The 23,097-nt window shown below is 41.8% G+C and carries 22 protein-coding genes; 21 read left to right on the top strand and 1 reads right to left on the bottom strand.

What is annotated here, in order from left to right:
- The first annotated feature begins 3 nt into the window (after nucleotides 1-3).
- Together H8B17_RS18200 and H8B17_RS18205 are read left to right on the top strand one after the other, a co-directional pair.
- Complete coding sequence (locus H8B17_RS18200) at nucleotides 4-840, top strand: endonuclease/exonuclease/phosphatase family protein (protein ID WP_190310669.1); 837 nt, start codon at nucleotides 4-6, stop codon at nucleotides 838-840.
- A 65-nt stretch (nucleotides 841-905) separates the two neighbouring features.
- Nucleotides 906-1,700 (top strand): DUF4197 domain-containing protein, encoded by a 795-nt coding sequence (locus H8B17_RS18205; RefSeq protein WP_223816667.1) that lies wholly within the window; start codon nucleotides 906-908, stop codon nucleotides 1,698-1,700.
- Nucleotides 1,701-1,734: 34 nt separating this feature from the next.
- Here the strand turns inward: H8B17_RS18205 and H8B17_RS18210 are convergent, their stop codons facing one another.
- Complete coding sequence (locus H8B17_RS18210; protein ID WP_190310670.1) at nucleotides 1,735-2,592, bottom strand: M23 family metallopeptidase; 858 nt, start codon at nucleotides 2,590-2,592, stop codon at nucleotides 1,735-1,737.
- A gap of 217 nt (nucleotides 2,593-2,809) precedes the next feature.
- Between H8B17_RS18210 and mutY the strand changes: the two genes are divergently transcribed.
- From mutY to H8B17_RS18305, 19 genes are all read left to right on the top strand, one after another.
- Nucleotides 2,810-3,880, top strand: a complete 1,071-nt coding sequence (gene mutY / locus H8B17_RS18215; protein ID WP_190310671.1) for an A/G-specific adenine glycosylase — start codon at nucleotides 2,810-2,812, stop codon at nucleotides 3,878-3,880.
- Between the two features lie 158 nt (nucleotides 3,881-4,038).
- Nucleotides 4,039-4,485, top strand: a complete 447-nt coding sequence (locus H8B17_RS18220) for a single-stranded DNA-binding protein (protein ID WP_190310672.1) — start codon at nucleotides 4,039-4,041, stop codon at nucleotides 4,483-4,485.
- A 98-nt stretch (nucleotides 4,486-4,583) separates the two neighbouring features.
- Nucleotides 4,584-5,621, top strand: a complete 1,038-nt coding sequence (pheS, locus tag H8B17_RS18225) for a phenylalanine--tRNA ligase subunit alpha (RefSeq protein WP_190310673.1) — start codon at nucleotides 4,584-4,586, stop codon at nucleotides 5,619-5,621.
- A gap of 14 nt (nucleotides 5,622-5,635) precedes the next feature.
- Nucleotides 5,636-6,217 (top strand): TetR/AcrR family transcriptional regulator, encoded by a 582-nt coding sequence (locus H8B17_RS18230; protein WP_190310674.1) that lies wholly within the window; start codon nucleotides 5,636-5,638, stop codon nucleotides 6,215-6,217.
- Nucleotides 6,218-6,278: 61 nt separating this feature from the next.
- Nucleotides 6,279-7,694: a 23S rRNA (uracil(1939)-C(5))-methyltransferase RlmD gene (rlmD, locus tag H8B17_RS18235; RefSeq protein ID WP_190310675.1), complete on the top strand. Its 1,416-nt coding sequence runs from the start codon at nucleotides 6,279-6,281 to the stop codon at nucleotides 7,692-7,694.
- A gap of 6 nt (nucleotides 7,695-7,700) precedes the next feature.
- Nucleotides 7,701-8,093, top strand: coding sequence for a hypothetical protein (locus H8B17_RS18240; RefSeq protein ID WP_190310676.1), 393 nt, complete (start codon nucleotides 7,701-7,703; stop codon nucleotides 8,091-8,093).
- 63 nt (nucleotides 8,094-8,156) lie between these two features.
- Entirely contained in the window at nucleotides 8,157-8,921 is a 765-nt protein-coding gene (locus H8B17_RS18245) for a hypothetical protein (RefSeq protein WP_190310677.1), read from the top strand.
- 218 nt (nucleotides 8,922-9,139) lie between these two features.
- The gene (locus tag H8B17_RS18250) at nucleotides 9,140-9,829 is read left to right on the top strand and encodes an OmpA family protein (RefSeq protein WP_190310678.1); all 690 of its coding nucleotides are present in this window, start codon (nucleotides 9,140-9,142) and stop codon (nucleotides 9,827-9,829) included.
- Nucleotides 9,830-9,985: 156 nt separating this feature from the next.
- On the top strand, nucleotides 9,986-11,419 hold the full coding sequence (gene miaB, locus H8B17_RS18255) for a tRNA (N6-isopentenyl adenosine(37)-C2)-methylthiotransferase MiaB (protein WP_190310679.1): 1,434 nt from the start codon (nucleotides 9,986-9,988) through the stop codon (nucleotides 11,417-11,419).
- 15 nt (nucleotides 11,420-11,434) lie between these two features.
- Complete coding sequence (locus tag H8B17_RS18260) at nucleotides 11,435-12,694, top strand: sigma-54-dependent transcriptional regulator (protein ID WP_190310680.1); 1,260 nt, start codon at nucleotides 11,435-11,437, stop codon at nucleotides 12,692-12,694.
- Nucleotides 12,695-12,702: 8 nt separating this feature from the next.
- The gene (locus tag H8B17_RS18265) at nucleotides 12,703-13,227 is read left to right on the top strand and encodes an LptE family protein (protein WP_190310681.1); all 525 of its coding nucleotides are present in this window, start codon (nucleotides 12,703-12,705) and stop codon (nucleotides 13,225-13,227) included.
- Nucleotides 13,228-13,232: 5 nt separating this feature from the next.
- Nucleotides 13,233-14,321, top strand: coding sequence for a hypothetical protein (locus tag H8B17_RS18270; protein ID WP_190310682.1), 1,089 nt, complete (start codon nucleotides 13,233-13,235; stop codon nucleotides 14,319-14,321).
- A 12-nt stretch (nucleotides 14,322-14,333) separates the two neighbouring features.
- Nucleotides 14,334-14,705, top strand: a complete 372-nt coding sequence (gene secG, locus H8B17_RS18275) for a preprotein translocase subunit SecG (RefSeq protein WP_190310683.1) — start codon at nucleotides 14,334-14,336, stop codon at nucleotides 14,703-14,705.
- A gap of 293 nt (nucleotides 14,706-14,998) precedes the next feature.
- Complete coding sequence (locus H8B17_RS18280; RefSeq protein WP_190310684.1) at nucleotides 14,999-15,274, top strand: co-chaperone GroES; 276 nt, start codon at nucleotides 14,999-15,001, stop codon at nucleotides 15,272-15,274.
- Between the two features lie 78 nt (nucleotides 15,275-15,352).
- The gene (groL, locus tag H8B17_RS18285; protein ID WP_190310685.1) at nucleotides 15,353-16,993 is read left to right on the top strand and encodes a chaperonin GroEL; all 1,641 of its coding nucleotides are present in this window, start codon (nucleotides 15,353-15,355) and stop codon (nucleotides 16,991-16,993) included.
- A 101-nt stretch (nucleotides 16,994-17,094) separates the two neighbouring features.
- Nucleotides 17,095-17,610 (top strand): CD225/dispanin family protein, encoded by a 516-nt coding sequence (locus H8B17_RS18290; RefSeq protein ID WP_190310686.1) that lies wholly within the window; start codon nucleotides 17,095-17,097, stop codon nucleotides 17,608-17,610.
- Between the two features lie 4 nt (nucleotides 17,611-17,614).
- The gene (locus H8B17_RS18295) at nucleotides 17,615-18,001 is read left to right on the top strand and encodes a DUF2752 domain-containing protein (RefSeq protein WP_190310687.1); all 387 of its coding nucleotides are present in this window, start codon (nucleotides 17,615-17,617) and stop codon (nucleotides 17,999-18,001) included.
- Between the two features lie 20 nt (nucleotides 18,002-18,021).
- Entirely contained in the window at nucleotides 18,022-19,491 is a 1,470-nt protein-coding gene (locus H8B17_RS18300) for a sensor histidine kinase (protein ID WP_190310688.1), read from the top strand.
- Nucleotides 19,492-19,497: 6 nt separating this feature from the next.
- Complete coding sequence (locus tag H8B17_RS18305) at nucleotides 19,498-23,094, top strand: response regulator (RefSeq protein ID WP_190310689.1); 3,597 nt, start codon at nucleotides 19,498-19,500, stop codon at nucleotides 23,092-23,094.
- The last annotated feature ends 3 nt before the right edge of the window (nucleotides 23,095-23,097 follow it).

Consider the following 23,097-nt stretch of genomic DNA (forward strand, 5'->3'; position numbering starts at 1 on the left):
CCTATGAAAAAGATTTCAATATCCCTGTTGCTTCTTTTCGTCTTTTCCTATACTTTATCAGCACAACAGCTGACAGTAGCTTCTTTTAATATACGTTTGAAAACAACATCCGATGTGGGGAACTTGTGGGATGATAGGAAGCAGGCCGTGACCAACCTCATTCAATTTCATGAATTTGATATTTTTGGTATCCAGGAAGGTTTCTACGAACAGGTACAGGATATGAAGGGTCAATTGCCGGGTTTTGAATATATTGGTGTAGGACGAGATGACGGCGCAAAGAAAGGCGAACACTCAGCTATTTTCTACAATACAGCACGCTTTAAAGTCATAAAACAGGGAACTTTCTGGCTTTCGGCTACAGACACGCAGCAACCGAATAAGGGATGGGACGCCGCGTTGCCGAGGATTTGTACGTGGGGTGTATTTGAAGATAACCAAAATGGAAAGCAGTTTATCTTTATGAATACCCATTTTGATCACGTAGGGGTAGAGGCACGCCGTGAAAGCGCGAAACTTATTTTAGATAAGGCCAAAGAACTAGCAAAAGATTTACCCATTATCTTGACGGGCGACTTCAATGTTGATGAAACGAACGAAGCCTACTTCACGCTTGCAAAAAGTGGGATTGTACAGGATACACATGAATTGGCAAAAATAGTATACGAACCGAACTCCTCGTTTAATGGCTGGGGAAAAGGCCTTAAGCCTAAACAGCGTATCGATCATATTTTTATTACTAAGCCGTTCAGCGTACGGAAATATGGAATTTTAACAGATACGTATATGGGGAAATTTCCTTCCGATCATTTTCCTGTAGTTAGTGTGCTACATTGGTGAGCTCATGTAGTATAAGAGCCAAAATAGGTTTTTTTATAGCTTTGCTGTTATAAACAAGATAGGATATGAAGAAAAATTTAATGGCACTTTGTGCAATAGGAATTTTTTTAGGAACATGCTCTCATGCGGAAGCACAAATAGGAAACAGGTTAAAGGGGATTTTCGGAATGGACGCCACCTCTAGCGATACCGTGAAGTCCGCTAAGAATGTCACTTCACAATCTGCAGGGCAAGAAGTGACTAAATTGGAAGCGAACAGCGCTATCAAGCAGGCGCTGGGAAATGGACTGCAGGCAAGTATCCATATGTTGTCTGCAAAGGATGGCTATTTAGGGGATGCTGCTGTGAAAATCTTGATGCCCGAGCAAGCGCAGAAGGTAGAAAAGGCGTTGCGTGCTGTGGGTATGGGCTCTTTATGTGATCAATTTATCACGAGTATGAACCGTGCAGCGGAAACTGCAGTGAACGAAGCTGGAGAGGTATTTGTTAACTCCTTGTCCCAAATGACCATCAACGATGCGTATAATATTTTGCTTAGCGGACAGGAAGATGCTGCAACATCCTATTTCAAAACAAACACAACAGCCGAATTGAGCCAACGATTTACGCCGGTGATCGAATCGGCAATGGGTGAAAACAACGTTGCAGACTATTGGACACAACTCACTTCGGCCTACAATAGATTGCCGTTATCCAGTAAAGTGGAAACTAACCTCACCACCTATGTGACCCAAAAAGCGATAGATGGACTTTTTGTCAAAGTGGCTGATCAGGAACTCAAAATCCGAAACAATCTCGGCGGTTCCCGTTCAACGGATTTGCTGTCAAAGGTATTTGGTTGGGCAGATAAGCAGAAATAATTCATGCAAGCTTCGTTGCGTTAAGAAGAAGTTATTACAACGAAAAATATTTGGACGGATTGAGTTTCCTGTTGTTTAAGAGAACTTCATAATGTAAGTGAGGTCCGGTGCTGCGACCAGTGCTGCCGAGCAAACCCACAATATCTCCGGCTTCTACAGCCTGTCCTCTTTTAACACGCGTACGGGTTAAGTGTGCGTATCGCGTTTCATAGCCATTCTTATGTTTGACCATGACGACATATCCGTAAGCTCCTTTCCAACCGGCAAACGTCACTCTACCCTTTGCTGTAGACTTAACGGGGTCTCCCGTTCTTCCCTTCAAGTCTACGCCTTGATGCATTTCACGACCTCGATTTGTGAAGGGATTCCGACGGTACCCATAAGGCGATGTGATTCGCCCATGATGTGGCTTGCCTAGCGGCAAACCTTCTAATTTGGATTCAAGGTCTTCCAGTTGCTTTTTGTAAAAAATAGAAAGTTCTACCAGATCGTCCTCTCCTTTTTCGACTGGGCCTCCCATGTTAGGATTCATCTTGATTTCTTTCAGCCCACGCTTTTTCATCTTTTGGTTGATGCGGTCAATAGTACTATCAATAGAGCTAAACGATTTCTTTATTTCTTCCGTTGTGAGCTGATTGTTGAACTCGTCTAGTTCCAATAGGCGGTTTTCAGCTTTCAGCTTGTTTATTTTTTGATCGTAAACCCTAATATATTTTTCGGTTGTCTGCTGTTTTACCACATATACCACGGATAGAACCGTTATAACAGTAAGGGCAATAGCAGCGCCGAGGACCTTTTTCCAGTGCGTTATGACATAGGTGGGTACTTGCATTCTTTTGGTAGATGTACCATCCGGTTCAACGAAAAGCACGGCGGTTTTTTTCTTTAGCATGAGCCTCAACAATAAAAACTTTTATGATACGAAAGCACAAAGGTAACGTATCATGCCACGTAAGGTCAATATTTTACAATTTTTAACATTTTTTAAGACTCTTTTTGTCGAGGAACCTGCAGAGGGCGCTATTTAGAAAAAAATAAATGTAACAGCTCATGCGAGCTTCATGGCCTAAAAAAGCAATAATTTAAAGAAAAAATAAGCAACTTTGTGTATGTCATTCGCTGTAACACTAATGAATTGGTACCGTGAGAAAGGGCGTGATTTGCCTTGGAGGACCACGCATGACGCCTACACTATATGGCTTTCGGAAATTATCCTGCAGCAAACGAGAGTGGAGCAGGGAACACCCTATTTTCATCGCTTTTTGGATGCATTTCCAATGGTAACAAAACTTGCGGAAGCCAGTGAAGATGAAATTTTGCGGTTATGGCAAGGTTTAGGGTATTATTCGCGTGCCCGGAATATGCATAAAGCAGCAAAAATGGTGGTGGAAGATTTTGGTGGAAAATTTCCTCGCGCCTATAAGGACGTTATTTGTCTCCCAGGCGTGGGCGAATACACAGCGGCGGCTATTGCATCTTTTTCGTCGAATGAGCCGAGGGCGGTGGTCGATGGAAATGTGTATAGGGTACTTGCGCGCTATTTGGGAATAAGCGTACCTATTAATGCTACACAAGGAAAAAAGATGTTTGCTGAGATTGCCCAAGAGATGTTGGATAAGCATAATCCGGCTATATATAATCAGGCCATTATGGATTTCGGCGCGTTGCATTGTAAACCCAAGAATCCACTATGCGAGGATTGTATCTTTCGGATGGAATGTGTTGCCTTTCAAGAAAAATTGGTGGAAAAACTACCCGTAAAATTAAAAGGAAAGGGAAGTCGCAATAGATATTTCCATTACTTTATCGTGCTGGAGGACGAGCAGATTTTGATGTCGAAGAGGGGGAAAGGTGACGTGTGGACAAATCTATATGAGTTTCCAATGATAGAAACGATGGAAGATATGTCGATACCAGACTTGATGGCACAGGCTGATTTTGTTCAATACTTTGAGGAAGACACCGCGCTGGAGTATGTTGGTAAACAAGTAAAGCATGTACTCAGCCATCAGAACATTTACGCACGTTTCTATGTAGTGGGCGATTCCGGTACGTTAAAAAATAAAAAAAGAGGCTGGAATTATTATTATTGCGAAAAAATAGATAAATTAGCTAAACATAAACTTATATTCTCTTTTCTGGAAAAAAATGTTGATCTTATCGCAGCCAAACAACTGTAGTGAAATCATAGGTGTTCTTCTAGCCATCGAGTGTATAGTGTAGAAGAAATACGATTGTTTGGAGCCTGTTTGATTGTATTATAAAGTTTTTATAGGCTTTTTTGAATGGGTACAAAAAAAATAAATTTAATCAGGCTCTTAACCCTAAATTATAAAGTATGGCGAGTGTTAACAAAGTGATTTTAGTCGGGCATTTGGGGAAGGACCCCGAAGTACGTTATTTAGATAATAATGTCTCTGTTTGCAGTTTTCCTTTTGCAACTTCTGAAACGTATACCAAAGATGGTGTGCGCGTGAAACATACCGAATGGCACAATATTGTCATGTGGCGTAATCTGGCAGAGATGGCGGTTAAATATCTTCAAAAAGGGAAATTGGCCTATATAGAGGGGCGGTTGCGAACACGAAATTACGAAGATAAAGAGGGGACACGTCGGTATGTTACGGAGATTGTTGGTGAGAGCTTTAAATTATTGGGGCGTCCTTCTGATTTTGGGCAAACAGGAAAAACGACGTCATCAGATGACGAGAAAAATGAGAGTGAAAAAGAGGAAGAGGTCGACTTTACGGAAAACAACCAGGATACAGACGGCTTACCTTTTTAGATTTTGAATGCCGTTACACAAATAAATGAGCCCGTTCGTACGCTGGATTTGCTATTGTACCTTGTAATATTTTAATATTTTGCCGTATCTTTGGCACTATGTTGCAGGACAAAATTAAGCAGTTTACAGCGGAAATAAAGGGATTTACTCCCGCCTCGGTAGTTGATGTTGAGAATTTTCGTTTAAAGTTTTTAGTTGCTAAAGGCATCGTTAAAGCGTTATTTGAAGAATTTAAAACCGTGTCAGCGGAGGAAAAGCGTACGTTGGGTAAAATTTTAAACGAGTTTAAACAACTCGCTGAACAAACATATAGTCATGCTCAGGAACAGTTTGCGGATACAGAAAAGAAAACGCAACGTGAGGAGGGCGACTTAACGCTCCCTGGGGAGGGTTTTCAATTAGGATCCAGACATCCCCTATCGTTGGTACGAAAAGAAATCGTAGAGATATTCAAAAAACTAGGTTTTATCGTGACCGAAGGACCGGAAATAGAAGATGATTGGCATAACTTCTCTGCACTCAATTTTCCCCCTGAACATCCTGCGCGGGATATGCAGGATACTTTTTTTGTGGAAAAGAAAGATGGTAATGATATTGCTCTGCGCACGCACACATCTTCTGTCCAAGTCCGTTTGATGGAAATGGGAAAGCCACCGTTTCGCGCTATTATGCCGGGGCGTGTTTATAGAAATGAAGCGATATCTGCTCGAGCACACTGTTTTTTTCATCAGGTAGAAGGACTGTATGTGGATGAAAACGTTTCTTTCGCGGACTTAAAACAAACCTTGTTTCATTTTGTACAGGAACTATACGGTAAAGATACAAAAGTGCGTTTCCGCCCATCATATTTCCCTTTTACAGAACCCTCTGCTGAAATGGACATCTCCTGTACGATATGTAAGGGTGCAGGCTGTCAGCTTTGCAAACAATCTGGCTGGGTGGAAATTTTAGGATGCGGTATGGTCGATCCAAATGTGTTGGAGAACTGTGGTATCGATAGTAAAATATATTCCGGTTTTGCATTTGGAATGGGGATTGAACGAATAACGAATCTGAAATATGAAATTCGGGATTTACGTCTATTTTCGGAGAATGATGTACGTTTCTTATCCCAGTTTGAGACCGAGCTTGTTTAACCCCCAAGGAATATATGGAGTCTGACCTGGTCATATTATCAATAAAGAAGTCGGCGCGCGAACTTTTCAGACGTTATGGCTATAACAAAACTAGTGTAAATGAACTGGCGAAACAGGCGCGTATAGCAAAAGCAACTTTTTATAAACATTTTGCCAGTAAGGAACTCATCCTGCATGCTGTGTTAATGGATTATATACAGGAAAATGTAGAGGATATCTTAAATAAAAATATTCGGGAAAAGGATCTTTCTACTTTTCTGGCAAATACCATTCTTCGGGTAAGTCGCGTGACATACACGGTGTGTAATGAGTTTGTAGGATGGGAATTTATTCGGGAGTCGGCCAATGCACAAGAGTACTTAAAAACGCTTTCCGACGACTTGGAGTTCTTGTTGCTCAGTTCTTTTATACAGAATGAAACCATTGCACTAACCGTACCCGAAGAAAGATTGACCTTTCTTATCAAATCCAGTAAAAATATAGTCTTTTCATTTGCTTTTACCGCGGTGACGGATGCCGATGTACGTAAAAATTTTATTTCTTTCCAAAAAGAAATTCTTCCTTACCTTGTGCAAGCGACGTTATTAGAGTCGTAGTTTTTCTTCTTCTTTTCACGGGGAAAAGAACATAAAAAAAATCTGTATTTTTGCCCCCATTATGGGTAGACGAATTCCACAGGACAAGCGGTTTGTATCCGATGTCCAAATTATTGATATAGCGGAGGAAGGCAAAGGAGTTGCTAAGCACGACGATTTGGTGCTGTTCATTGAGCAGGCCGTGCCCGGTGATGTCGCTGATGTAGAGTTGCTCCGCAAGAAGAAAAATTTTGCGGAAGGACGCTTAGTGGCGTTAAAGGAAACCTCGAAATATCGTGTAGACCCGTTTTGCCCACATTTCGGGGTATGTGGAGGATGCAAGTGGCAACATATGCAATACCCTGCCCAGTTGTTGTTCAAGCAGCAATACGTTGAGAACGCTTTAAAGCGCTTGGGCAAGGTGGATGTCTCTTCTATTGAGCCTATTCTTGCGTCGGCTGAAACGGAATATTATCGAAACAAGCTAGAATTTACATTTTCCAATAAACGGTGGTTGACGTCGGTGGACGAAGAAGTAAAACCAGATGATTTAAACGCACTGGGGTTTCACGTGCCGGGAAGGTTTGACAAGATTTTAGATATAGACCATTGTTTTTTACAACAGGACCCGTCGAACGCTATTCGAAATGCCGTAAGGTCTTTTGCCCTAGCAGAGGGAATCTCTTTTTATGATTTGCGTGCACATGAAGGTATTTTGCGTAACCTGATAATTCGTACTTCTTCGACGGGAGAAGTGATGGTGATTGTCGTTTTTGCCTATCCGGAAGAAGGGCAGGTCGATTTATTGATGAACTATATCAACGCGCAGTTCCCCACACTTGCCTCCCTACTATACATCATCAACCAGAAGCGTAACGATACTATCTTTGATCAAGATATCCATACCTTTAGCGGTCGTGACTTTATATACGAAGAAATGGAGGGATTGAAGTTTAAAGTGGGCGCAAAGTCTTTTTATCAAACGAATTCTGCTCAAGCGTATGAACTGTATAAGATAACCCGCGATTTTGCGGGATTAACAGGAAATGAATTGGTATACGATTTGTATACCGGAGCGGGAACGATTGCCAATTTTGTGGCTCGTAACGCGAAAAAAGTTGTAGGTGTCGAGTATGTGCCTTCCGCGATTGAAGATGCGAAAATCAATTCGCAGATAAATGGAATCGGTAATACTAGTTTCTATGCGGGGGATATGAAAGATGTGCTGACATTGGACTTTGTACGTGAGCATGGTCGTCCTGATGTGGTGATCACCGATCCCCCTCGCGCCGGAATGCATGCGGATGTCGTGAACCGTATCTTGGAAATGGAAGCAGAAAAAGTAGTGTATGTAAGTTGCAATGCAGCAACACAGGCACGCGATTTAGCTTTATTACAGGAAAAATACCAGGTCGAGCGTATTAAACCTGTGGACATGTTTCCACATACGCAGCACGTAGAAAACGTGGTATTATTAAAATTGAAAAGGGAGAGTTGATTAAACATGGATATAGAAGATTTAATGGCAAGAATGGGGGCGGGGGAAGATCCCACCGCCAACAGCCCGCTGAAAAGTTTGAAAATTGATTTGGATTTCTACCGTGATTCTATAAAAGAAGTAGCTATAGAGATGATAGCGGAAGGATATACATTGTACCCTATTTTTATAGCGCACCAGCATGAGGTCAGTATCGGGGAACTGTTGTTAAATAAGGATGAACTGAACACACAATGGACTATTAACGTTAGCTCGTTGGAGGAATTTATAGATCGCGGCCTTATCAAGGAAGATCGAAAAGACTATTTTACGAAACACTTCAAAAATACCAATGAATATATGTGTCTCTTTGTTATTGTGCCAGAGGGAGCAAACTTTGTGTTCTATCCCTATAGTTAGTTTTGGGTTAGATTTAAAACTTTTTAACATTGGTTAGTCTAAACATTTACTAAATTTATATGAATGTATATAAATAGCAAATATATCGGAGCGCTTTTGAGTTGTGTCGTGCTCTTATTCACAGGGATAGTAGGCGTGTACGCGCAGCAAGCCAGCGGTGTTTCGGGCATGGTGGTGGAGAAGGGCGGAAGCGCACGGCTTTCTGATGTAAATGTAACCAACCTGCGTACAAAAAAGCGTGTACAAACAAATACGTTTGGTGTATTTATTATTGAAGCATCTGTGGGAGATAGTCTTTATTTGACAAAAACAGGCTACGGGCCGGTAAAGACGATTTTGCAGACAACCGAAGACATCCTTATGGAGATGCAGGCCGGCTTAACCCTCGAGACCGTTGTGGTGAGCAGGATGAGCAAAGAAGCCGAAATGCGGGATATGTTGGATGACTACCGGAAGAAAGGCGTATACAATGGTGGGAAGAATACCCTCGGTACCTATTTAGGAAGCCCTGCAACGGCGCTGTATAACTTGTTTGGGCGTGACGCAAAAAATGCTAAACGGTTTGCAAACTTGATGGATAGAGAGCTGGAAGAGAGTCAGGTAGATCGAGTTTTTAACAAAACGACGGTAAGCTCAGTGATTGATTTGGAGGGTGATGAACTCCAATCGTTTATGGATATGTACCGTCCTTCCTATAGTATGGTAAAAAATTGGGGACAATACGATTTTATGCATTATGTGAAGCGGTCGTTCGACTCTTGGGATAAAAATGGCCGCCCTCGTTCTGAACGTCTACCAAAGCTCGATATTCCGCCACAAGAACGGTAATTCTTTTTGTTTTTCCTTTAGATTATGTCGAGATTGACTATTTTGGCATTTACTTTGTTTAAAAAGTAAGTAATAAAGTGAACATAGAAAATAATTAATTATGAAATGTCCATGATTGTCAAACACAAACACCGATGAATATAATCGGGCGAAGAGAACGAGCTCATCGAAGATAATCTAGACATTCCATATGACCATTTAAAATTAAATTTTTACATATGAAACTCAACAGAAAAATAGCTGTATACGGCTTGTCAGTAGCCACTTCAGCAATGTTGTTTGCTAGCTGCGCTACTATACAGAATGCCAGCAGTACAACGAAAGGGGCTGCGATCGGAACAGCGGCGGGTGCTGGTTTGGGTGCATTGATTGGGGGAAAGGCTGGTAATACAGCAGTAGGCGCGATTGCAGGTGCTGCTATTGGCGGTGTAGCGGGCGGTTTGATCGGTAAAAAAATGGATAGACAGGCGAAGGAAATAGAGAATACCGTAGCCGGAGCAGAAGTTATCAAAGCCGATGAAGGTATTATTGTGAAATTTGACGAGGGTATTTTATTCGACTTCAATAGCTCCACCCTAAAGGCGGCCGCGAAAACAAATATTTCGAAACTGGTCGAGACCTTAAACAAGGAGCCAGGAACTAATATCTTGGTTATTGGACATACAGACAATGTTGGTACGTTAGCTGCAAACCAAAAAGTGTCGGAGTCGCGCGCTGCTTCCGTGCGGTCGTATGCCGTGTCGCAGGGATTGAGTGGCTCGCGGATAAAAACCGAAGGCAAAAACTATTCAGAGCCAATTGCTTCAAACGATACCAATGAAGGCCGTGCTGAAAATCGCCGTGTGGAAATCGTTATCGTAGCAGGAGATGACATGATTAAAGAAGCGCAAACTGAAGCTGGAAATTAGATACTAATTTTTAGTGTATGTACGATAAGAGCACTATCCTATTGAGGATAGTGCTTTTTTGTCTATTACGCCCATAAAGGAATTTTTTACAAGCTCTGCCAAACTGTCATCGGTTTGAGTTTTTATTCGTAACTTTGTAGTCTTTTAGTTGATGCTATGATCGAATTACAACACACGACAAAAACACACGACGAGTCTCGCCAAGGTGAGGCTTTGGATATGCTCCCTACCGGACAATCTACTGGAAGAAAGCTGTATATCGAAAGCTATGGTTGTCAGATGAATTTCTCTGATAGCGAAATAGTTGCCTCCATTTTATTGGACAACGGATTTGAAACGACCAGAGATTATAAGGAAGCCGATGTTGTATTTATAAATACTTGTTCTATCCGGGAAAATGCAGAACAACGCGTGCGGAATAGGTTGAAAGAGTTTGAATCTGCCAAAGCGAAGAATCCGGGGATGATAGTTGGTGTATTGGGGTGTATGGCGGAGCGTTTGAAATCAAAATTTCTCGAAGAGGAAAAATTGGTAGATGTTGTTGTGGGGCCGGATGCTTACCGGGATTTACCCAATTTAATCGATAAGGTTGACGACGGAAGCAAGGCGGTTAATGTATTATTGTCCAGAGAAGAAACGTATGCAGATATTAGCCCGGTACGTTTAAATTCCAATGGTATTTCGGCATTTATTTCCATCATGCGTGGATGCGACAACATGTGCTCGTTTTGTGTGGTCCCTTTTACGCGTGGACGAGAAAGAAGCCGTGATTGCCACTCCATTGTGAAAGAAGCACAAGATTTGTTCCATGCGGGGTATCGGGAAGTGACCTTATTAGGTCAGAATGTCGACTCGTATAAATACACAAAACCAATAGGAGAAGGCGAAATACCAGAACCGACGGTGAACTTTGCTCAGCTCTTGGCGATGGTGGCGGAAGTAAGTCCGGAGCTTCGCGTACGCTTCTCTACGTCGCATCCGAAAGACATTACAGATGAAGTATTGTATACCATGGCCCGCTACGAGAATATTTGCAAATATATTCACTTGCCGGTGCAATCTGGGAATTCAAGAGTATTGGAATTGATGAACCGTACGTACGATCGGGAATGGTATATGGATCGGGTCAATGCCATCCGTCGTATTATTCCTACATGTGGTATATCGACTGATGTTATTACCGGTTTCTGTTCCGAAACGGAAGAAGAACATCAAGAAACGCTTTCCATGATGGACTACGTTAAATATGATTTTGCTTATATGTTTGCTTATTCCGAGCGGCCGGGAACATTGGCCGCTAAACGTTATGAAGATGACGTGCCGGAAGAGGTGAAGAAGAGACGCTTGACCGAAGTCGTTAATAAGCAGCAAGAACACAGCCTTTATCGTTTGCAAAATTTTGTAGGCAATGTGCAGAAAGTACTGGTCGAAGGATTTTCAAAACGTTCGGACCAAGATTATTGTGGCCGGAACGATCAAAATACAATGGTTGTTTTTCCTGTTGACGAACGTGTCAAACCTGGGCAGTATGTTCATGTATTGATTGAACGTTGTACCTCAGCAACGTTGATAGGTAGGATTGTAACGTAAAGATCGGGAAGAAAGATGGATATTCAGGATATTAAAAATAGATTTGGAATCATTGGAAATTCCCCCTTGCTAAATCGAGCAATTGATGTAGCCTGGCAGGTGGCACCGACCGATATATCGGTGTTGATACAAGGTGAAAGTGGAGCAGGTAAAGAGGTTTTTTCGCATATCATCCATCAATTAAGTGCGCGAAAACATGGTCCTTTTATAGCGGTAAACTGCGGCGCGATTCCGGAAGGTACGATAGATTCCGAACTGTTTGGCCATGAGAAAGGTTCGTTTACGGGCGCACACGAGGCGCGGAAGGGATATTTTGAAGTCGTGGATGGTGGCACTATTTTTTTAGATGAAGTAGGTGAGCTTCCTTTGGGTACACAAGCGAGGTTGTTGCGGGTGTTAGAGACGGGAGAATACCTTCGCGTGGGCTCTTCGAAAGTGCAAAAAGCAAATGTGCGGGTGGTTGCAGCGACCAATGTCGATGTATTCGAAGCCGTAAAAAAAGGTAAATTTAGAGAAGATTTATATTACCGTTTGAATACCGTCCCGTTGCGGATTCCTTCTTTGCGGGAACGTAAAGAAGATATCAATCTCCTGTTTAGAAAATTTATTGTTGATTTTTCCGATAAATACCGATCTCCAGGAGTACAATTGACACCCGATGCCCAAGAAATGCTGATGAACTACGGCTGGCCTGGAAATGTACGACAGTTAAAGAATATTGCAGAGCAAATTGCTGTGTTAGAAAAGGAGCGTGTTGTCGATTCTACGATATTATCTAAATACTTGCCTATCGTGCAACCTGTATCGTCGTTGCCTGTCTTTGTTAAAGATGCTGGAAAAGAAGATTTTTCAGAACGAGACCTACTATATAAAGTTCTTTTTGACATGAAAAAAGATATGGTAGATTTGAAAAAATTAGTCGTAGAACTTCTCAAAGAAGGTGTAAACCCACGTACTTATGAACAAAATTCACCGTACATTAATCAGCTATATGATGACGTCAAGCCTTCTGCTGGCTATATAGGAGAGGAAGGAACGCATCCCACGTTAACGATACATAATCCGAATCAAGTTTCGAAGAATAATGACTATATGTCGTATGATGCACAGGATGCAGAAGAAGTGGAGGAGTCTCTTTCTTTAGTAGAAAAGGAATCCGATCTAATCAAAAAAGCATTAAAGAAACATAAAGGAAAACGTAAGGCTGCTGCACGGGAATTGGGTATCTCTGAACGCACGTTGTATAGAAAAATTAAGGATTTAAATTTAGATTGATAAATGCCATGGATAGATGGAATAGGTATATAATATATCCTTTGTTAGCTATCGTCGTATGTTTCTTGTTTAATGGCTGTGGGGTAAAATATGGCTTTACGGGAGGATCCATTCCGGAAAATATGAAAACCGTGCACGTAGCTTATTTTGAAAATATTGCCCCGATGGTTTACCAAACCCTCGGTCAGAACTTTACCGAAGGATTGAAGGAGCGTATCCGAAACCAATCTAGGTTAAGTCAAGTAAACGGGGAAGCAGATGCGATGTTTGAAGGGGTTATAACAGGATATGACATTGCTCCTGCTGCTGTAGAAGCGAATACGGACCGTGCGGCCCTGAACCGTTTGACAATTACGGTCAAGGTTAAATATACGAACCGCTTGGATGAAACGGGCGAAAGTAATTTTGAACAATCCTTTTCGCAATTTAGAGAGTTTTCCGGTTTAATACAGAGCCAAGAAGAAAACTTGACAAAGGAAATTATTAATTTACTGACGGAAGATATTTACAATCGAGCATTCGCTAACTGGTAAAATTTATGGGAAATCAAGGGGCCTCATTCATACATTTATATCACCAAGCTTTGGTCAATCCAAAGGATATGACCCTGACAGATTTTGAACAATTGCTTGCTCGATATCCCTATTCACAACCGCTACATTTTGCCTTTGAAAGATGTAAATTTTTGAAGGGGGAACAAAACAGTCCTTTAGGAAATAAGGCGATTCTTTTGTCAAATAATGCCAATTGGTTGGTGGAATATGTTCAATTGCAGGTGGAAGAGGTGCCCATGGTAGATGTGGAGGATGACGATTATGTGCCCTATGAGGATATAGCGACATCATCCGAAGGACGGGAAACACCCTCCATACAAGAAAGTTTAAAAGAAAAGAGCCGATGGCCAGACGAGGAGAAGGATGAATCACAGACGCAGTCTAATGAAGATGAGGAAGATAATGACGTCTTAGAAACCTTAGTGCAAGAAGGAATAGGGGGCGGAGATTATTTTGCCGTGCATGCTAAGGACATACATTTTGAGCAGCCGGAAGATCTTGATCAAACAGAAGAGGGTAGTGAGGGAGAGATAAACGAAGAAAATATCAGTCTCTATAATGACGAGTTAATGCCCTATAGCTTCCGTTGGTGGCTGCATAAGACCCGACTAGAACATGCGGATACTTATCAACCATTTGCGAGTCCGCAACTTCCGGTAACAAATAAATCGTCGTTCGATCCGGCGGAATTAGATCGCGTTATCCTAGACCAACAGATCCGGGAACACATTATTCATTTGCAAAGCCCGGAAGATAAGCTGAGTGAAGAAGTTAAGGGGCGTGAAACCGCCTCGAATGAAACAAGCAAAGTGGCCGAAGTAATAGAGCGGTTCATTCGAGACGAACCGCAAATACAGCCTCCCCAACCGGAGCATCTAAATGTAGAAAATAAAGCTAGAAAAAGTTCAGAAGAACAATTTGATTTAGTGACAGAAACACTTGCCAGTATCTATGCTGACCAAGCGATGTATGTAAAGGCGATAGAGGTCTTTAAAAAATTAATTTTGAGGTTTCCCGAAAAAAAATCGTATTTTGCGACCCGAATTAAGGAATTGGAAGAAAAACTATATTAACGAAATAAGATAATGCAAACATTTTTAATTATCCTGATCATATTGGCGAGCGCTTTATTAGGATTTATTGTATTAATTCAAAACCCTAAAGGGGGAGGCTTGGCATCCGGGTTTGCGGGTAGCTCTAACTTGATGGGCGTACAACGTACAGGTGATTTCTTGGAAAAAGGAACTTGGGGCTTGGCAATCGCGTTGATGGTATTCTGTTTAGCCATGAACATTCTGGGGCCGTCAGCAGGCGGAAGAGCGGGTGGTTTGGGCGATCAGATTGACGCTCCAGCGCAGACTTCTCCATTGAACCTTAATCCAAATCCAACCCAACAGGAAACAGCGCCGCTGACGGAAGGGGTTGTACCGACTGCACCTGTTGATAGCGCAAACTAAGATGTCCATTTTATAGGTATTGGAAGACCTTGTAGATTATCTGCAAGGTCTTTTTTTCTGAAAGTGTCTGTTTAAAAGATCGTCAATAACCTCCATGGCAATTTCCTTACTATGGGGACTCGTACGTTCGAATTGAAAGTTATTGAAATACTGTCTCGTTTAATATGACAGGATGACACGGGTAGGGGAAAAAATGGCAAGAATTTCCTTGTTTCTTCATTTGGCATAGTTGGTGATGGAGATGAAGAGAGAATTTAAAATCAAATATCAAATAAAAAATAAACTAGATTACTATGGCATTAAGTATTAAACCTATCGGAGACAGAGTTGTCGTAGAGGCAGCTCCCGCAGAAGAAAAAACAGCATCAGGAATCTACATTCCAGACACAGCAAAAGAGAAGCCTTCTCAAGGTACGATCGTTGCGGTGGGAGCGGGTAAGCCAGAAGAGCCGTTAACTGTTAAAGTGGGCGATAACGTTTTATATGGCAAATATGCGGGTACAGAAATCACTTACGAAGGTAAGGAGTATTTAATTATGCGTGAATCTGACATTTACGCAGTTTTGTAAGTCAAAGGTAAAATCAATCTCAACAAGGAGTTAGAAAGATCTAAATACTTTATAACTACTAAATACTAATTTAAAAAAATGGCAAAACAAGTAAGATATAACGTAGAGGCGCGTGACGCGCTGAAAAAAGGTGTAGATACCTTGGCAAATGCAGTAAAAGTTACGTTGGGTCCTAAAGGGCGTAATGTAATTATCGAAAAGAAATTTGGTTCTCCTGCAATCACAAAGGACGGTGTAACTGTCGCTAAGGAAATCGAATTGAAAGATGCTTTGGAGAATATGGGTGCTCAAATGGTCAAAGAGGTTGCTTCAAAAACAGCTGATCAAGCTGGTGATGGCACAACCACTGCGACGGTACTAGCACAGGCTATTGTTGCTCCGGGTTTGAAATCAGTAGCAGCGGGTGCTAATCCAATGGATTTGAAACGCGGTATCGACAAAGCCGTTGCGGCTGTTGTTGCTAACTTGCAATCACAATCTCAAGTGGTGGGAGCAGACAATAATAAAATCAAGCAAGTTGCTACAATCTCGGCAAACAATGATGAGGTAATCGGTTCGCTGATTGCTGAAGCTATGGAGAAAGTGGGAAATGATGGTGTCATCACGGTAGAAGAAGCGAAAGGTACAGAAACGGAGGTGAAAACAGTAGAAGGTATGCAATTCGACCGCGGTTATTTGTCGCCATATTTCGTGACCAACTCTGATAAAATGGAGGCGGAACTGGAAAGCCCATATATCTTAATCTACGATAAGAAAATCAGCAATATGAAAGAATTATTGCCGATCTTGGAAAAACAAGTACAAACCGGTAAACCCTTGTTGATTATTGCAGAAGATTTAGATGGCGAGGCATTAGCAACCTTGGTTGTGAACAAAATTCGTGGTTCGCTGAAGGTGGCTGCGGTTAAAGCACCAGGTTTCGGCGATCGTCGTAAAGCGATGTTAGAAGATATCGCCATCTTGACAGGTGGTACAGTTATCTCTGAAGAAAGAGGCTATAAATTGGAGAATGCGGAGCTTTCTTACCTAGGTCAAGCGGAGAAGGTTGTTATAGATAAAGATAACACCACGGTGATCAATGGTTCTGGAAGTGCAGATGATATCAAAGCACGTGTTACGCAGATCCGTTCACAAATCGAAACGACTACTTCAGATTACGACCGTGAGAAATTGCAAGAGCGTTTAGCAAAATTGTCAGGCGGCGTAGCGGTACTTTATGTAGGAGCAACTACAGAAGTAGAAATGAAGGAGAAAAAAGATCGTGTAGACGATGCATTGCATGCTACTCGCGCAGCAGTAGAAGAAGGTATCGTTGCTGGTGGTGGCGTTGCTTTTATCCGAGCTACAGCGGCGTTAGCAGACATTAAGGGTGCTAACGAAGATGAAACGATCGGTATTGATATTATCAAACGTGCCATTGAAGAACCTCTTCGTCAAATCTGTGATAATGCGGGTATTGAAGGAGCGGTAGTTGTTCAAAAAGTTAAAGAAGGTTCCGCTGACTTTGGTTATAATGCACGGACAGATGTATACGAGAACTTGATCGGTGCTGGTGTTATCGACCCGACTAAAGTTTCGCGTGTAGCTTTGGAAAACGCAGCTTCCGTTGCATCGATGCTATTGACTACAGAATGTGTACTAGCCGATGAGCCAGAAGAAGGCGGTGCGGCAGGCGCTGGTGCTCCCCCAATGGGTGGCGGAATGCCAGGCATGATGTAAGATCGGGATCATTTTATCCTATAGAATGGAAACAAAAAGGCTTCGGATATTTTCTGAAGCCTTTTTTCTTTTTTATATTTAATCCATTATATTCATATCAGATGCAAAAATATCATTACACAGATGGATCAAATACATTCGGACCTTTCTCTGTAGAGGAGCTGAAATCTAAGGGTATCACTGGCGATACATATGTATGGGCGGAAGGTATGCCTAACTGGGTGCATGCTAAAAATGTACCTGAGTTAAGCGATATTTTGCCGAACGACTCGCAGCCTTATTTCAAGGAATCATCACAAATTCCACCTCAATTTCCGAATACACCAACTTCGTCGCCTTACAGCCAACGCATGGAACAACCTCCAAAAAGTTATTTGCTGGAAACGATTCTGACGACAATCTTTTGTTGTTGGCCGTTAGGGATTCCGTCGATTATTTACGCTTCCCGAGTAGAAAAGAAATTCTATGCAGGCGATGTAATGGGGGCTGAACTGGATTCCGCGAATGCAAAAAAATGGATGTGGATCAATGTGGGTGTCTGTGTTGGTCTATGGGTGCTTTATTTCATTATTTTTGGTTTCGCTATGTTTGGAGCCGTTATGTCAGGAGACTTTTAACACCATGTCGGAGAGGTCTCGTTGGGCTCTTTTAGGAGCTAGTATACTCCTATTGGGAGCAGCAACCTACATTTATTACACGTATGATCCTGCTGCACATAGTTGGTTCCCACGATGTCCGTTTAAAGCTTTGACGGGCTTGGATTGCCCTGGATGCGGATCCCAGCGTGCCGTTCATGCGATATTACATGGAGATTTTCGGGAAGCATTTCGTTATAATGCGTTGCTGTTTCCTTTTATCCCTTACTTGACCATTGGCTTTGGTTACCGATGTGTGAAAGAGCCGAACCAACGACTATTGAAATGGCGTAGAATCCTATTCGGTGAATATGCTATTAAAGTAATAGCAGCTATAATTTTTGTCTATTTTATTTTGAAAAATATAATGTAGATCTTATAAAAAAGGAATGCATGATTTTAATCGTTGACGATCAAATAGAAAATATCTATTCATTAGAAAAACTGCTAAGATCAAAGGGGTTCGAAGTAGATTCCGCTCCTTCCGGCGAAGATGCGCTAAAAAAGGTGCTGAAAAATGATTATGCTTTGATCATTTTGGATGTACAAATGCCAGGAATCGATGGTTTTGAAGTAGCAGAAACGTTATCAGGTTATAGCAAAACCAAGGAGGTGCCTATTATATTTTTATCGGCTGTAAATACGGATAAGAAATTTATAGCCAAAGGGTATGCTTCTGGAGGGATAGATTATATTACCAAACCGGTTGATCCTGATATTTTAATGTTGAAGGTTAAAACTTTCTACCGGTTATATGAGCAGACCTTGGCATTAAATGAAACCCAAAAGATACTGCAGTCGGAAATTGAATCCAGAAAAAAAGCACAGCAGGAGCTTAAGGATAAGGTCGAGCATTTACATACAACACTGGAGAGCTTGCCGCAAATAGCTTTTACTGCTGATGCGCGGGGCAATATAACGTTTGTCAACGAGAGATGGTATAATTTTTCCCGGTGCCCAGAAACATTTCCAGAAGTGCACCCAAATGACATGTGCATCAAAAAGGTTTGGGAACGTTGCATTGAATCTAGCCAACCACTCGTGTTGGAAGTGCGTATAAAGGAGCTGAAATCGGGCCATTTCTGTTTTCATCTTTTGCGTATCATTCCGGTAAAAGATAAATCTGTTGTACGAAGTTGGGTAGGGACGTTCACGGATATTCATGAGCAGAAAGAAGCAGAAAGAAAAAAAGATGAGTTTCTGAGTATTGCGAGCCATGAACTTAAAACTCCACTGACGAGTATCAAGGCTTATATCCAGTTATTAGAAAGGATGCCGGATGTACACAAAGACAGTAAATTTGCAACTTATATTAGCCGGGCCCAAAACCAAGTGAATAAATTGGATAGTCTGATCGCCGATTTATTGGATATTTCCAAAATCGAAAACGGAAAACTGAAGGTAAATAAAAAACCGTTTGACATGGAAGCGCTTATCGAAAGTGCTATCGAAACGATTCATTATACCCATAGCCACGTACAGGTTAAAATTGAACGGAAAGGGGAGGCGATTACGCGAGAGGTCGATGGGGATGCTTTCCGTATCGAACAGGTGCTTATCAACTTTTTAACGAATGCCATAAAATACTCTCCCGATAGTGATCAGGTGATCATACATACTGCTGTTAATAAAGGGCAGCTAACTATTGCCGTTCAAGATTTTGGTATCGGTATTCCGGAACATAAAAAAAACAATATCTTTACGAAATTCTACCGCGTGGAAGAATCATCGGTGAAATTTCAGGGGCTGGGGATTGGTTTGTATATCTGTGCAGAAATTATTAAGCAACATAACGGCACGTACGGAATAGAAAGTTCTTCAAGCCAAGGAACTACCTTTTATTTTACGATACCATTTAAATAAATCATTATGTCCAAGAAGCTCATTCGGAAATTGCAGGTTGGCTTTGGATTTTCGTTGTTTGTATTGTTGTTAAGTTCATCTGCGTCCTATATCAGTATAAAGACACAGATGAATAACCGCAGCCAGGTTATCAAAACGCAACGAACAATCGATTCGGTTAATCAGATATTGATTAATTTGCAGAACGTGGAAACTGGACAACGGGGATATCTCCTAACAGGAGAAGTGAAGTTTTTAGAACCTTATTATGAAAGTCGAAATTCCCTACCGTTAGCCTTGTCTTCAACTCGAGAATTGACTAAGGATATGCCAGAACAAGCAAGACGCATAGACAGTGTTGAAACATTAATCACAACGAGGCTCGATATTTTAAAAGAACTTATTGCGTTAAAAAAAGAAGGGGGAGCCGGCACGGTTGAGCAGTTGGAGCAGGGTAAACTGTATATGGATAGCTGTAGGAATATTATCGGCCGCTTTGTGACAGAAGAAGCCCGTACGCTCGATTTGCAGACTACGAGAATGGAACGAAATTCCGATTTGACTTCCTTTTTGATATTTTTTGCAGCTTTCGCTTCGTTTATCATCACGATCTTATTCTATTTACAGATTAGAAATGAATTCCGCAGAAGGGAGAGCATGCAGGCGTTGCTTCGTGAAAAAGATGCGGATACCACCTCCCGTTTGGATATTATACAAAACATGGCGCAACAGATCGCAGGTGGGGATTATTCCGTAAGAGTAGAGAACGAGGAAAAGGACACGTTGGGTTATATTGCTTCTTCCCTAAATCGGATGGCGATAGCGTTGGAGGAATCATTTGGAAAGCTTCATGATAACGAATGGAGACAAACCGGATTGGCTAAAATAAACGATATTTTGGCAGGTAACAAGACGGAAGAAATAGTTGCTAATGATGCGTTGGAACTGTTGGTGTCGTATACAGAATGTATGAATGGGGCTTTCTACACATGGGATAAAGGACTGTTGGTACGATCCGCTTCTTATGGGTTAGAAGCGCATATGAAAAAAGAATATCGCCCCGGTGAAGGGGTTGTAGGGCAAGTGTTTAAAGATAAGCGAGTTAAAACGCTTGATAACGTCGCAGATGAGGAGTTTGTCGTTAGCTTTTCTTCAGGACAGATCAAGGTTAATCACCTTCTCTGGTTGCCACTGATGGTGAAGGGACAGTGCTTTGGCGTCATTGAATTAGGAAGTATACTGCCCTTTGAGGAACTTGACCTCGCATTTTATCAAGAAGCTTGTTACAATATTACACTAGAAATCCTAGCGGCAAAAGGGAGGAAGCAGATTCAAACACTATTAGAAGAAACGCAAGCACAGACAGAAGAGCTGCAAACACAGCACGCCGAACTGGAAAACCTAAATACGGAGCTGGAAGCGCAAACGCAAAAGTTACAAGCGTCTGAAGAAGAGTTACGTGTCCAGCAGGAAGAGCTGATGCAGTCTAATCAGGAGTTGGAAGAACGTTCGAAGTTACTAGAAGAAAAGAACCAGCTTGTTGCAGAACGAAATTTAGAAATTCAGAAGAAAGCGGAGGAGCTAGCATTGAGCACAAAATATAAATCCGAATTTCTCGCCAATATGTCGCACGAACTTCGGACGCCCCTAAATTCTATTTTATTGTTATCTCGGTTGATGGTCGAGAACGTTGATGATAACTTGACAGAAGACCAGATCGAATCGGCTAAAGTTATACAAAGCTCAGGCTCCAGTTTATTGAGTCTCATTGATGAAATTTTGGATCTATCAAAAATAGAGGCGGGGAAGATGGAACTCGAGTACGAACATGTGGCATTAACGGATTTGAGAAACGATCTGTTGAGTCTGTTCTTGCCGATAGTGGATGAAAAAGGGCTCGTGTTAAAAGTGGAGATAGCGGAAGGAATACCGGGCTATATCGAAACGGATAAACTACGGGTTGAGCAGGTGCTCCGTAATCTCCTTTCGAATGCGATTAAATTCACGCCAAAGGGTAATGTAAAGTTATCGATATCGCAAAACCCTGAGCGTCCGGATTATATACAGTTTGCCGTCAAAGATACTGGAATCGGCATTAGCCCCGAAAACCAAAAGATCATATTTGAAGCTTTCCAACAGGCAGACGGTTCTACAAGACGTAAGTTTGGTGGAACGGGATTGGGTCTTTCGATCAGCCGCGAAATTGCTCGATTATTAGGCGGGGAAATAACATTAACGAGTACATCAGGGGAGGGTAGTACCTTCTGCCTGGTCATTCCTGTCAGGAAACTTTCAGGATCGTCGGTCTCTCCAGCCGATATTCTGGTAGAGCACATTGTGCAGGATGTGGAGGAGATGACAGCGTTGATTGCTGATACAACATCGTCATTAGCGATATCCAATATCCCGGAAGAGGTGGATGACGATCGCGGTGATATTAAACCAGGTGATAAAGTTATTCTCATTGTTGAAGATGATACACCTTTTGCTAAGATATTACTTAAGTATGCGCACCAAAGCGGTTATAAAGGCGTTATTATTGTGCGGGGAGATTGGGCGGAGGAAGCAGCTGAAAAATATCAACCACTGGCGATTTTATTGGATATACAGCTGCCGGTGAAAGATGGATGGCAAGTGATGGACGAAATTAAGAATAATCCCAAAATCAGACATATACCGGTACACATTATGTCATCGTTAGAAGTAAAGCGGGAGAGCTTGTCCAAAGGAGCCATAGATTTTATTAATAAACCAATTGCGTTGGAGAAGATGGGGCAAATGTTCAATAAGATAGAAGATGCGCTTACCCGGAACCCGAAAAAAGTATTGATTGTCGAAGAAAATCCTAAACATGCCACGGCGTTATCTTATTTTCTAAGTAATTTTAGCATTGCATCAGAAATTAAAAGTAATGTGGAAGATAGTATTCGTGCATTAGCGTCCGAGGATGTTAACTGTGTGATCTTGGATATGGGCGTGCCGGACGATACCGGATATGAAACTTTAGAGGCTATTAAGCAAAAAGAAGGTCTAGAAAACTTACCGATCATTATTTTTACTGGGAAAAATTTATCACAAGCTGAAGAACGTAAAATAAAACAGTATGCAGATTCGATTGTTATAAAAACGGCACATTCTTTTCAACGTATTTTGGATGAGGTGGGCTTGTTCCTTCATCTGGTGGAAGAAAGTAGTCTGGAACCTGAAAAAAGAAAGACCAATAAGCTCGGTTCTCTCAACGAAGTGCTTAATGGAAAAACGGTGCTGATTGCAGACGATGACGTACGGAATATTTTTTCGTTGACTAAAACGTTGGAACGCTATCAAATGAACGTGATTTCGGCTATAGATGGAAAGGAAGCATTGCAGCAATTGGAAAAACATCCGAAGACATCGATTATCCTGATGGACATGATGATGCCTGAAATGGACGGTTATGAAACGATCAGACAGATTAGGAACATGCATGACTATGCTAGGCTGCCTATCATAGCCGTAACGGCGAAGGCGATGACGGGCGATCGAGAGAAATGTATAAAAGCAGGGGCGTCGGATTATATTTCCAAACCAGTCGATAAAGATCAGTTGTTATCCCTGTTGAGGGTTTGGTTATATGAGCACTAACAT

The sequence above is a fragment of the Sphingobacterium arenae genome, assembly GCF_014692505.1.
GTDB classification, from domain to species: domain Bacteria; phylum Bacteroidota; class Bacteroidia; order Sphingobacteriales; family Sphingobacteriaceae; genus Sphingobacterium; species Sphingobacterium arenae.

What these genes read in the sequence shown, in the direction of transcription:
- H8B17_RS18200 (WP_190310669.1), top strand. Translation starts at nt 4, where the DNA reads ATGAAAAAGATTTCAATATCCCTGTTGCTTCTTTTCGTCTTTTCCTAT.
- H8B17_RS18205 (WP_223816667.1), top strand. Translation starts at nt 906, where the DNA reads ATGAAGAAAAATTTAATGGCACTTTGTGCAATAGGAATTTTTTTAGGA.
- H8B17_RS18210 (WP_190310670.1), bottom strand. Translation starts at nt 2,592, where the DNA reads ATGCTAAAGAAAAAAACCGCCGTGCTTTTCGTTGAACCGGATGGTACA.
- mutY (WP_190310671.1), top strand. Translation starts at nt 2,810, where the DNA reads ATGTCATTCGCTGTAACACTAATGAATTGGTACCGTGAGAAAGGGCGT.
- H8B17_RS18220 (WP_190310672.1), top strand. Translation starts at nt 4,039, where the DNA reads ATGGCGAGTGTTAACAAAGTGATTTTAGTCGGGCATTTGGGGAAGGAC.
- pheS (WP_190310673.1), top strand. Translation starts at nt 4,584, where the DNA reads ATGTTGCAGGACAAAATTAAGCAGTTTACAGCGGAAATAAAGGGATTT.
- H8B17_RS18230 (WP_190310674.1), top strand. Translation starts at nt 5,636, where the DNA reads ATGGAGTCTGACCTGGTCATATTATCAATAAAGAAGTCGGCGCGCGAA.
- rlmD (WP_190310675.1), top strand. Translation starts at nt 6,279, where the DNA reads ATGGGTAGACGAATTCCACAGGACAAGCGGTTTGTATCCGATGTCCAA.
- H8B17_RS18240 (WP_190310676.1), top strand. Translation starts at nt 7,701, where the DNA reads ATGGATATAGAAGATTTAATGGCAAGAATGGGGGCGGGGGAAGATCCC.
- H8B17_RS18245 (WP_190310677.1), top strand. Translation starts at nt 8,157, where the DNA reads ATGTATATAAATAGCAAATATATCGGAGCGCTTTTGAGTTGTGTCGTG.
- H8B17_RS18250 (WP_190310678.1), top strand. Translation starts at nt 9,140, where the DNA reads ATGAAACTCAACAGAAAAATAGCTGTATACGGCTTGTCAGTAGCCACT.
- miaB (WP_190310679.1), top strand. Translation starts at nt 9,986, where the DNA reads ATGATCGAATTACAACACACGACAAAAACACACGACGAGTCTCGCCAA.
- H8B17_RS18260 (WP_190310680.1), top strand. Translation starts at nt 11,435, where the DNA reads ATGGATATTCAGGATATTAAAAATAGATTTGGAATCATTGGAAATTCC.
- H8B17_RS18265 (WP_190310681.1), top strand. Translation starts at nt 12,703, where the DNA reads ATGGATAGATGGAATAGGTATATAATATATCCTTTGTTAGCTATCGTC.
- H8B17_RS18270 (WP_190310682.1), top strand. Translation starts at nt 13,233, where the DNA reads ATGGGAAATCAAGGGGCCTCATTCATACATTTATATCACCAAGCTTTG.
- secG (WP_190310683.1), top strand. Translation starts at nt 14,334, where the DNA reads ATGCAAACATTTTTAATTATCCTGATCATATTGGCGAGCGCTTTATTA.
- H8B17_RS18280 (WP_190310684.1), top strand. Translation starts at nt 14,999, where the DNA reads ATGGCATTAAGTATTAAACCTATCGGAGACAGAGTTGTCGTAGAGGCA.
- groL (WP_190310685.1), top strand. Translation starts at nt 15,353, where the DNA reads ATGGCAAAACAAGTAAGATATAACGTAGAGGCGCGTGACGCGCTGAAA.
- H8B17_RS18290 (WP_190310686.1), top strand. Translation starts at nt 17,095, where the DNA reads ATGCAAAAATATCATTACACAGATGGATCAAATACATTCGGACCTTTC.
- H8B17_RS18295 (WP_190310687.1), top strand. Translation starts at nt 17,615, where the DNA reads ATGTCGGAGAGGTCTCGTTGGGCTCTTTTAGGAGCTAGTATACTCCTA.
- H8B17_RS18300 (WP_190310688.1), top strand. Translation starts at nt 18,022, where the DNA reads ATGATTTTAATCGTTGACGATCAAATAGAAAATATCTATTCATTAGAA.
- H8B17_RS18305 (WP_190310689.1), top strand. Translation starts at nt 19,498, where the DNA reads ATGTCCAAGAAGCTCATTCGGAAATTGCAGGTTGGCTTTGGATTTTCG.